The 11590-nt window shown below is 46.6% G+C and carries 9 protein-coding genes; 7 read left to right on the plus strand and 2 right to left on the minus strand.

Annotated features, from left to right (window positions below):
* Positions 1–16: 16 nt before the first annotated feature.
* Positions 17–1012, minus strand: a complete 996-nt coding sequence (locus B5G04_RS00615) for a GNAT family N-acetyltransferase (protein ID WP_022038916.1) — start codon at positions 1010–1012, stop codon at positions 17–19.
* Between the two features lie 18 nt (positions 1013–1030).
* Positions 1031–1849: a 1-acyl-sn-glycerol-3-phosphate acyltransferase gene (locus tag B5G04_RS00620; protein WP_087395121.1), complete on the minus strand. Its 819-nt coding sequence runs from the start codon at positions 1847–1849 to the stop codon at positions 1031–1033.
* Between the two features lie 300 nt (positions 1850–2149).
* Between B5G04_RS00620 and rsmH the strand changes: the two genes are divergently transcribed.
* The 7 genes from rsmH to B5G04_RS00655 all read left to right on the plus strand — a co-directional run bounded on the left by rsmH (position 2150) and on the right by B5G04_RS00655 (position 11398).
* Positions 2150–3064, plus strand: coding sequence for a 16S rRNA (cytosine(1402)-N(4))-methyltransferase RsmH (gene rsmH, locus B5G04_RS00625; protein WP_087248622.1), 915 nt, complete (start codon positions 2150–2152; stop codon positions 3062–3064).
* 20 nt (positions 3065–3084) lie between these two features.
* Entirely contained in the window at positions 3085–3438 is a 354-nt protein-coding gene (locus tag B5G04_RS00630) for an FtsL-like putative cell division protein (RefSeq protein ID WP_022038913.1), read from the plus strand.
* A gap of 7 nt (positions 3439–3445) precedes the next feature.
* Positions 3446–5596: a penicillin-binding protein gene (locus B5G04_RS00635; RefSeq protein ID WP_087210501.1), complete on the plus strand. Its 2151-nt coding sequence runs from the start codon at positions 3446–3448 to the stop codon at positions 5594–5596.
* A 15-nt stretch (positions 5597–5611) separates the two neighbouring features.
* Positions 5612–7066, plus strand: a complete 1455-nt coding sequence (locus tag B5G04_RS00640) for a UDP-N-acetylmuramoyl-L-alanyl-D-glutamate--2,6-diaminopimelate ligase (protein WP_087210486.1) — start codon at positions 5612–5614, stop codon at positions 7064–7066.
* A 12-nt stretch (positions 7067–7078) separates the two neighbouring features.
* A complete protein-coding gene (gene mraY / locus B5G04_RS00645) occupies positions 7079–8347 on the plus strand; it encodes a phospho-N-acetylmuramoyl-pentapeptide-transferase (protein ID WP_087248620.1) in 1269 nt (422 codons plus the stop codon).
* Positions 8348–8651: 304 nt separating this feature from the next.
* Complete coding sequence (gene murD, locus B5G04_RS00650) at positions 8652–9986, plus strand: UDP-N-acetylmuramoyl-L-alanine--D-glutamate ligase (RefSeq protein ID WP_022038909.1); 1335 nt, start codon at positions 8652–8654, stop codon at positions 9984–9986.
* 131 nt (positions 9987–10117) lie between these two features.
* The gene (locus tag B5G04_RS00655; protein ID WP_087248618.1) at positions 10118–11398 is read left to right on the plus strand and encodes an FtsW/RodA/SpoVE family cell cycle protein; all 1281 of its coding nucleotides are present in this window, start codon (positions 10118–10120) and stop codon (positions 11396–11398) included.
* Positions 11399–11590 lie beyond the last annotated feature (192 nt).

Consider the following 11590-nt stretch of genomic DNA (forward strand, 5'->3'; position numbering starts at 1 on the left):
GCAGTTTTTCTTTCTATTACTGGGCTTTCCTCTCTCCCGATACCACCGGATTCGCTCCCGAAGTAAGATGAAGCGCTTCGGGGTGTTCACGCAGATAAGACTCGATATGGCGTACGCGCTTTTCTTCCAAGATTTCATCAACAGCAATCAAGATACCCGTTTCCTCTACCATACCGAAGCCGTCATTGATTGCTGTACCAAACATACGCATCGTAGGCGAAAGACTCATATAAGCATTGACCAAAGGAGGTATGTTATACCCCAGTTTACGCACCTCGCGGTTCAATACCCGATAATCTTCCTTAAACGTATCATAGCAGAATATATTTTTCAGCATATCCTCATCGGTATCGATTTGCAAAGGTTCCATCGGGGTAATCAGGTTGTCTTTATCAGAAAAATGTTTCTTCAGAAAATACAGAATCATGTCCCGTCCGAAACGGTTGTAGCTGGGATACATTGTCATTTTCCCGAAGAGATATTTTACATTGGGTTTGACAACAGTCAGTGCTCCCAAGCCATCCCACAAATTGTCAAGAGCAAACAATCCTTTCGAACCTGCACGGGTTGACTGATATTCAAGAGTAACGAAGGAACGTCCCAACTCAATAGTCGTAGGAAGATACTCTTTCAAGAACTTTTCGGAAAAATTGAACATGTGTGCAGTAGCAAGTACCGGTCTTCCTTCTTTATCAAATTCAACTTCATTCCCCAACAGATAACGGTACCCTCCTAAAATTTCTTCGGCATCAGGATTCCACACAATCAACTGCTGGTAAGGATTCTCCATCAAGTCATATTCGTCCAAATCAACAGATTGCCCTGTACCTCCACCTGCGGCACGAAATGCAATTTCACGCAGACGGCCGATTTCCTTTAGCACATTCGGGGCATTTTTCCAGTTTACAATGTAAATTTCGTTATTACTTTTATTGGTTGATCTCAAACGCTTGTCCGGCGTCAGTTCCGATTTCAGCAACTCCCGTTCAACCGGTGCAATAATAGCTTCCATATATCTTATTTGTCTAATTTACAGTTTATATACCAAGTCACGCACATATGCCGCCCATTCGACCGGCGACTTCGACCTGTTGAATGTCTGCCACGGAATCGGTTTTCCAATAGCGACACGGAAGGTCTTATGGCGGTTCTTGAACATTTCATCAGCCAAATAAAGCATGGCTATATTGAAACGTATTCCCAAAAACTTGCAGGCATTCGCCAGATTGTAGAAGAAATCGGAGTTTCTTCCCTCAAAGTGAACCGGCACCACATTACGTTGGGTCTCCACGCTCTTGGTCACAAAAGTCTTTTTCCAGGGCAAATCCTGAATCACTCCATGCCTCCGACGCGAACAGATGCCTGCCGGAAACATGATGATATGACTGTCCGAACGGAATCCTTCCTCAACCATACGGGGAAAATCACGTGATTGCGAACCAGTCTTGTTGATAGGAATGCACAGCGGAGCCAGTCCATGCAAGTTCATCAGCAAATCATTGACCAAGTATTTGATACGTCCGTCATAATGTTTGCCCAACAAGTAACCCAATGCTACCCCGTCTTGTCCTCCCAAAGGATGATTGGACACAAACGTACACAATCCCTCTTGGGGCAGGTTTTCCAGCCCTTCTACCTCCAGCTTGACATCCAGGAAATCCATGCATGCAGCCAGAAACTCGACTCCAGTCTTATCTTCCACGCTTCTCAAGAAACCGTTTATTTCATCTTGATGGACAATCCGCTTCAGGTAAGACACCAGGAAACAGGGAACGTATCCAGCCTTTTTCCCCGCTTTCTCTTTCAATATTTTATCAATGTCTATTAAAAAAATCGATTTTTCCGCCATTGCTTCATTCTAGATTTCTTTGCAAATGTAATTTTTCTTTTGTTAAGTTGCTCACTATTGAGCAGGAAAATATGGCAAACAATGAAAAAAACAACAAATGGAAACCCCAAATGCCTGAAAACTGCACAACAAGCTACCCCTGTGTGCACACTTCCTTAATTTTACACATTCGCTATCAAGACCTGTTGATAACTTCTTCAAAGATTTTCGACAAACCTTATATGTCATTTGCTACGAAATGTGTAATTTTACCAGCTCATAGAATAATAAGGAGAAAAAGGTAGAAAATAAGCTGCATATATGACGGACGAACAACAAACATACCACATACCTGTATTGCTTCACGAAAGCATCAAAGGCATGGAATTGCATGACGGAGGAACCTATGTCGACCTTACTTTTGGTGGAGGAGGACATTCGCGGGAAATACTGCGGTGCATGGGAATAAACAGCCGCCTTTTTGGATTTGACCAAGATGAAGACGCTGAACAAAATATTCCCCAAGACGGACGATTCACCTTCGTCAGAAGCAACTTCCGCTACCTGCATAACTTCTTGCGTTATTACGGAGTGGAACAAGTAGATGCCATTCTTGCTGATTTGGGAGTATCATCACACCATTTCGACGATTCGACACGAGGATTCTCCTTCCGGTTCGACGGGAAACTGGATATGCGGATGAACAAACGGGCAGGCATAACTGCCGCCGATATCATCAATACATACGAAGAAGAACAGCTTGCCAACCTGTTCTATCTGTATGGAGAACTGAAAAACAGTCGTAAACTGGCCGCGGCACTGGTCAAGGCACGGTCGCAAAAAACAATAAATACCATCGGTGAGTTTCTGGAAATCATCAAGCCTTTTTTCGGCAAAGAACGCGAAAAAAAAGAACTGGCAAAAACGTTCCAGGCATTACGCATCGAAGTGAACCACGAAATGGAGGCACTGAAAGAAATGCTGAAGGCTGCAATCCAGGCATTGAAGCCTGGAGGAAGACTGGTAGTCATCACCTACCATTCACTGGAAGACCGGATGGTAAAGAACGTCATCAAAACAGGCAATGTGGAAGGCAAAATGAAACAAGATTTTTACGGAAATATCGAAGCACCGCTGCGTGCTGTCTGTAAAATAATCACGCCTACAGACGAAGAGGAAGCCCGCAACCCACGTTCCCGAAGCGCCAAGCTGCGGATTGCAGAAAAAATCGGATAAATTTATGGAGATTTGAAGACATGAAAGAAAACAGAAATACAGAACAACCCAAACAACCCCATATCACTTTCAAAAGCATCATGGGGGGAGATATTCTTGCACATAATTTTTTCAGGAGACAAGCCAATCTGCTGATACTAATTGTCTTCCTTACCATTCTATATATTGACAACCGCTATTCAAGCCAGCAAGAATTAATCGAAATAGACCGGTTGAAAAAAGAACTGACCGACATCAAATACGATGCCCTTACCATCTCTTCCGAACTGACTGAAAAAAGCCGCCAGTCGCGTATCGAAGAATACTTGTCGACTGAAAACACGGGACTTGCTACTGCAACCACCCCACCCTACCTGATAAAAAAAGAAAACTGAGATGCGTATGATACCGGGCATTAAAAATATCATGTTCCGCTACACCTTCATTGTAGTGATTATGCTGGTCTTGGCTATCCTCATCATAGTCAAGGCAGGCTTTATCATGTTTGCCGAACGGCAGTACTGGAAAGATGTAGCAGACCGTTTCGTAAAAGAGAATGTTGTCGTCCCCCCCACACGGGGCAACATCATTTCTGCCGATGGAAAACTGATGGCAAGCAGCCTGCCGGAATATAAAATCTATATGGACTTCCGGGCAGGAGGATACAAAGAGAGTGATACCTTGCTGACCAATCACCTGACCGAAATCTGTCAGGGACTGCACGAAATATTCCCCGACAAGAGCGCACAGGAGTTCCGCAAGCACATTTTAAAAGGAAGACGGAAAAAAAGTCGCCATTACCTGCTCTACCCTAAACGTATTTCGTACATCGAATACAAACAGGTCAAACAATTACCTGTATTCTGTCTGGGACCGAACACAGGAGGACTGCACGAAGAAAAGTTCAACCAGCGCAAGAAACCATTCGGCTCACTGGCAGCACGTACATTAGGCGACATGTATCCCGACATGAGCCTGGGAGCCAAGAACGGACTGGAACTTACTTACGATTCGGTATTGCGAGGCAAGAACGGCATCACTCACCGGCAAAAGGTAATGAACAAATATCTGAATATCGTAGACCAGCCACCTGTAGATGGATACGACATCATCACGACCCTTGATGTAGATATGCAGGATATCGCCGAAAAAGCATTGGTAGACCAGTTGACAAATCTGGAAGCATTATCGGGTGTGGCCATCGTAATGGAGGTGGCAACCGGCGAAGTAAAAGCCAATGTAAACATGATACGTGGCAACGACGGACATTATTATGAAATGCGGAACAACGCTGTAAGCAACCTGATGGAACCTGGTTCCACTTTTAAAACCGCTTCCATCATGGTGGCACTGGAAGACAAATATATCACACCCGATTATGTGGTAGACACAGGCAATGGGATGGTCAACATGTATGGAAGCTGGATGAAAGACTGGAACTGGTACAAAGGCGGTTATGGCGCCATCGATGTAACCCGTATTCTGGAAGTTTCTTCCAATGTCGGTGTGTCCACCATCATCGACCGTTTCTATAAAAACAACCCGCAGAAATTCGTCGACGGACTGAAACGGATGAGCATCGACAAGCCCTTGCACCTAGGCTTCGTAGGCGAGGCAAGCCCGCGCATATGGGGACCGCGCGAGAGAGACAGCATCAAGGGAGCCATGCCTTGGAGCCGCACCAGCCTACCGTGGATGAGTATCGGTTATGAAACAATGTTTCCTCCTATCTACATCCTGAATTTCTACAACGCCATCGCCAATAACGGAGTAATGGTGAAACCGAAATTCGTAAAAGCCATTGCCAAAGACGGTGAAATATTGCAGGAGATACCTACCGAAGTGATAAACCCGAAAATCTGTTCAGACACCACACTGACCATGATTCGTGCCATCCTGCGGAAAGTGGTGTCGCAAGGACTTGCCAAACCGGCTGGAAGCAAACAGTTCAACGTATCAGGCAAGACAGGCACAGCACAGATTTCACAAGGTACGGCAGGCTATCGGGCAGGTGGCGTAAGTTACCAAGTCAGCTTTTGCGGATACTTCCCTTCCGAGGCTCCTAAATACAGTTGCATGGTATCCGTTTTGATTCCTCACGGACCTGCCTCTGGAGGCTTGCAGGCTGGAAGTGTATTCAGCCGCATAGCCGAACGCATTTATGCCAAACACTTGGTGCGCGATCTGGCATACGCCAAAGATTCTACATCCATTTTTATCCCAGATGTAAAAAACGGCGATATTGAAGAAGCGGCATATGTACTACGCGCCTTACAAGTACCCGGCAACAGCAATACCATCCCACAATCGGATGAACCCATTTGGGGAAAAGCATCCAGCACTACAGCACATGCCAACTTGAAAACGACCAATATCAACAACAAGTCAGTGCCCAATGTCATCGGTATGGGAGCAAAAGATGCCGTATTTCTGCTTGAGAGCCACGGACTGAAAGTACAGCTCTCCGGAGTAGGCAAAGTATACAAACAAAGTATCCCGGCAGGCTCTGCCCTGCACAAAGGGACAACCATCATATTGACTTTGAAGAATTAGAAATACAACACAAACATGAAATTAACAGACATTCTTACATGCGTAACTACCTGTGAAACCATCGGCCGGACAGACCGGGAAATCACAGGCATCCAGATGGATTCCCGCCTCATCGAAAGCGGAGACTTATTCGTGGCCGTAAAAGGAACACAAACCGACGGACACGCCTATATACAGAAAGCCATCGAAAAAGGAGCGGCAGCCATCGTCTGCGAACAGCTCCCCGATATATACAAGGAAGATATCACCTATATCCGCGTATCAGATACAGAAGATGCGGTGGGCAAGCTGGCCACTACTTTTTATGGCGATCCGACTTCCAAACTTGACCTGGTAGGGGTAACAGGCACGAACGGGAAAACCACCATTGCTACCTTATTATATAAGATGTTCCGGCAATTCGGATACAAGGTAGGATTGCTGTCTACCGTCTGCAATTATATCGACGGCGAAGCTATCCCTGCCGACCATACCACGCCCGACCCTATCACATTGAACCGGCTGCTGGGGCGAATGGCAAACGAAGGCTGCAAATATGCATTCATGGAAGTAAGCTCGCATTCCATAGCCCAAAAACGCATCGGAGGCCTGCGCTTCGTGGGAGGCATTTTCACTAACATCACCCGTGACCACCTGGACTACCACAAGACATTCGAAAACTACCTGAAAGCCAAAAAGGCCTTTTTCGACAATTTGCCAAAAACGGCTTTTGCACTGACCAACCTGGATGACAAGAACGGCAAGGTCATGGTACAGAATACCAAAGCACGCATTGCCACCTATTCATTGCGTACTTTGTGCGACTTCAAAGGGAAAGTACTGGAAGACGGGTTCGACGGCATGCTGCTGGACATCAATAACCGTGAAGTAAACGTACAGTTCATCGGACGCTTCAACGCATCCAACCTGCTTGCCGTATATGGAGCTGCCTGCCTGTTGGGCAAGCAACCTGAAGACGTTTTACTCGTCCTGAGTACCTTGCGCCCTGTGGCCGGACGCTTTGATGCCATTCGCTCCAAGCGAGGATATACCGCCATTGTCGATTATGCTCACACACCCGATGCACTGGAAAATGTACTGAGTGCCATCCACGAAGTATTACGAGGCAGAGGACGGGTCATCACTGTGGTAGGCGCAGGCGGAAACCGCGACAAAGGGAAACGCCCTCTGATGGCACAAGAATCTGCCAGACAAAGCGACAAGGTCATCATTACGTCCGACAATCCCCGCTTTGAGGAACCTCAAGACATCATCAACGACATGCTGGCCGGACTGAACAAGAATGACATGCAGAAAGTTTTATCCATCGCCGACCGGAAAGAAGCTATCCGCACCGCCTGCATGCTGGCACAGCCGCAAGATGTCATCCTGATAGCAGGGAAAGGGCATGAGAACTACCAGGAAATCAAAGGCATAAAGCACCATTTTGATGACAAAGAGATTGTAAACGAAATATTTGCCAACGAATAACCCGGAGAAGACATGCTATACTATTTATTCCAATATTTAGAACAGTTCGATTTCCCGGGGGCACGCATGTTCGGTTATGTATCCTTCCGCTCACTGATGGCAGTCATCCTGTCTCTGTTGATTTCCGCCATCTTCGGAGAATACTTTATCAACATGCTGAAACGCAAGCAGATTACCGAGACACAACGTGACGCCTCCATCGACCCGTTCAATGTAAACAAAGTGGGCGTCCCCACCATGGGAGGCATCATCATCATTGTTGCCGTACTGATTCCTTGCCTGCTGTTGGGAAAATTGCACAACATTTACACGATTCTGATGCTGATTACCACAGTCTGGCTGGGCACATTAGGTTTTCTGGACGATTACATCAAGGTGTTCCGCAAGGATAAGGAAGGACTGCATGGGAAATTCAAGATTATCGGACAGGTAGGACTGGGGCTGATCGTAGGTCTTACGCTTTACCTCAGCCCGCAGGTCGTTATCCGCGAAAACGTAGAGATACAACGTGACGGGCATGTAGTAGACGTGGTACATAAGAGTCAGGATGAAAAATCGACCAAAACCACCATACCGTTCTTCAAGAACAACAACCTCGACTATGCCGACATCGTGGGCTTCATGGGCGAACATGCCCAGACAGCCGGTTGGATTGTCTTTGTCATCATTACCATCTTCGTCGTGACTGCCGTATCAAACGGTGCCAACCTGAACGACGGCATGGATGGCATGGCAGCAGGCAATTCGGCTATAATCGGAGTGACGCTGGGCATTCTGGCATACGTGTCAAGCCACATCGAATACGCCAGTTACCTGAACATTATGTACATTCCCGGCAGCGAAGAGCTGGTTATTTTCATTTGTGCGCTCATCGGTGCGCTCATCGGTTTCCTGTGGTACAATGCCTTCCCGGCACAAGTATTCATGGGTGATACAGGCAGCCTTACCATCGGAGGAATCATCGCCGTATTTGCCATCATCATCCATAAAGAACTGCTGATACCGATTCTGTGCGGCGTGTTCCTGGTAGAAAATCTATCGGTTATTTTGCAAGTGCGTTATTTCCAGAAAGGAAAGAAAAAAGGAATAAAACAACGGATATTCAAGCGAACCCCCATCCACGACCATTTCCGGACCACAATGGCGCAGCTTGACCCGAACTGTACCTACTTGATTACAACTCCTCATAACGTATTCCATGAATCGAAAATCACCGTACGTTTCTGGATTGTAACCATTGTGTTGGCAGCTATTACAATTATAACATTGAAAATACGATAATAAATAATGTGCGAATAAACAATGTGGAAATGTGCCAATAATAATGTGCCAATAAACAATGCGGAAATGTGCCAATAAATAATGTGCCAATAAACAATGTGGAAATGTGCCAATGGAATAATTTGCACATTAATACATTAGCACATTGACACATTTGCACATTGACACATTTGCACATTAATACATTAGCACATTGACACATTTGCACATTAACACATTTGCACATTAACACATTTGCACATTAACACATTAACACATTAGCAAATTGATACATTACATTCGCACATTAGCAAATTAAATAAGAATGGCAAAGAGAATTGTTATTTTAGGAGCCGGCGAAAGCGGCACAGGCGCTGCCGTACTGGCAAAGAAACAAGGGTTCGACACTTTTGTTTCAGACATGTCGTCGATAAAGGACAAGTACAAAACAGTCCTGGACGAGAGAAACATCCCCTGGGAAGAGGGACAACACACGGAAGAGTTGATTCTGAATGCAGATGAAATTATCAAAAGTCCGGGTATTCCGAACAATGCCCCTATCATCCTGAAACTGAAAGCACAAGGAACGCCCGTTATCTCTGAGATAGAATTTGCAGGCAGATACACGCACGCCAAAATGATTTGCATCACAGGAAGCAACGGAAAGACTACCACCACCTCACTCATTTACCATATTTTTAAAAAGGCAGGGCTCAATGTAGGACTTGCCGGAAACATCGGACAAAGCCTTGCCTATCAGGTGGCGGAATGCAACTTTGATTACTATGTCATCGAACTGAGCAGCTTCCAGCTGGACAATATGTATAAGTTCCATGCAAACATCGCCGTATTGATGAACATCACGCCCGACCATCTGGACCGCTACGACTACAAGATGCAGAACTACATTGACGCCAAATTCCGCATCATACAGAATCAGACCGACGATGATGCTTTCATCTTTTGGAACGATGACCCCATCATCCAGAAAGAGCTGCATAAGTACGGCATACACGGCCAATATTATCCTTTCGCCGAAAAGCGCGAAGAGGGATTGGCGGCATTCACGGAGGAAAACAAAATCTATTTCACCAAGCCCATCGAGTTCAACATGGAACAGGAGGAACTTGCCCTGACCGGCACCCATAACCTGTTCAACTCCATGGCGGCAGGCATCTCTGCCAACATTGCCGGCATCCGGAAAAGCTGCATCCGCGAAGCACTGAGCGACTTCAAGGGAGTGGAACACAGACTGGAGAAAGTGGCACGCGTGCGTGGAGTAGATTATATCAATGACTCGAAAGCTACCAACGTCAACTCGTGCTGGTATGCATTGAAGAGCATGAAGACCAAAACCATCCTGATTTTGGGCGGCAAGGACAAGGGTAACGACTACAATGAAATAGCCGGCCTGGTGCGTGAGAAGTGCTGTGGACTGATATTTCTGGGACTGCACAACGAAAAGCTGCATGCCTTCTTCGACAGCTTCGGTTTGCCAACAGCCGACGTGCAGAGCATGAAAGATGCCGTAAACGCTGCCTACCGTATGGCAAAAAACGGCGAGACTGTATTGCTCAGCCCTTGCTGTGCCAGCTTCGACCTCTTCAAAAGCTACGAAGACCGGGGCGACCAGTTCAAAGAATGCGTAAGAAAACTTTAATTTTAAGTTGACAAGGTATCAGTTGACAAGTGAACAAGGTCCTGAACCGTTATTACTAAAGGTATTTAAGACCTTGTAACCCTGCCAACTTACAACCTTGTAAACTGCTACCAATTCAACGATAAAGAGCCATGGATTTACTACGGAATTTATTCAAAGGAGACAAAGTCATCTGGATTATCTTCCTTCTGCTTTGCCTCGTGTCCATCATCGAAGTGTTCAGTGCCTCCAGTACATTGACTTACAAGAGTGGCGACCACTGGCGACCGATTACAATGCACATCATCCTGATGCTGGTAGGAGCAGTAGTCGTAGTCATCGTGCACAACATCCCGTGCCGGTGGTTCAAGACTTTTATCCTACTGCTACCCGTGTCATGGATATTGCTGATAAGTGTACTGGCCATTGGTGCGCTGACCAACGGAGCACGACGATGGATTGACCTGGGGTTCATTCAGTTCCAACCTTCCGAACTGGCAAAAATGGGAACCATCATCACGGTAGCCTATATCCTGTCGCGCATGCAGGAAGAAAACGGTGCCAATTCGAAAGCTTTCCGATACATCTTGTACGTAACAGGATTTACATGCCTCCTCATTTTCACCGAAAATCTGTCCACAGCCGTATTACTGGCATTTAGCGTATTGCTGATGATGTATGTAGGGCGGATTCCTTTCCGCCAACTGGGAGCACTGGTAGGCATCGGAGCCGCCGCATTGCTCCTCGCCCTGGCCACCATCAAGTTTGTGCCGGCCGAAGCATGGGACGATATCGGACTGCACCGTATGGTGACATGGCAAAGCCGTCTGGACAATCACTTTGACACATCCGTCATTCCACCCGAAAAGTTCGACATCGATGCCGATGCACAAATAGCACATGCCAACATTGCCATTGCTTCCAGCGGCATCTTAGGAAAAGGACCGGGCAACAGTGTGCAACGCGACTTCCTTTCACAGGCCTTCTCCGATTTCATCTATGCCATCATCATCGAAGAACTGGGACTGGTAGGAGGAGGCATTGTAGCTTTTCTCTACATCTGGCTGCTGATGCGTATCGGACGCATCGCACGAAGCTGCGACAAGTCATACTATGCCTTCCTGGTCATGGGCATCGGCTTCCTGCTTGTCACACAGGCCATGTTCAACATGCTGGTAGCGGTAGGCATCATGCCCGTTACGGGACAACCGCTTCCGCTGATAAGCAAAGGCGGTACATCCACCTTGGTCAACTGTGCCTACATCGGCATCGTACTCAGTATCAGCCGTCACATCAACGAACTGAAAAAGCGTGAAGCACAGGCTGCCGCCGAAGAACAGCAGGCTCAAGTACACGAAGCCGCCATTTCGCTGCTACAAAATGCAGCCGAACTGGCAAAAGAACAGGAAAAAGAAACAAAAGAAACGCTCTGAACGGTTGCCCTGCCGATGCCGGCAGGGCGATGTATTACGACAAACAAGAAGGTGACTTTCCGGCAAAGCTACAATAGCCGATTGGTTTCAGTGCACTAAAACTCCTGTTCTATAAAATTGAAACTTCAGTTTCAGTGCACTAAAACCAAAGTTTCAGCGCACTGAACCCCTTCCGAAACTACCTTACATACG

It is taken from the genome of Bacteroides sp. An51A (assembly GCF_002161565.1).
Classification (GTDB): Bacteria; Bacteroidota; Bacteroidia; order Bacteroidales; family Bacteroidaceae; genus Phocaeicola; species Phocaeicola intestinalis.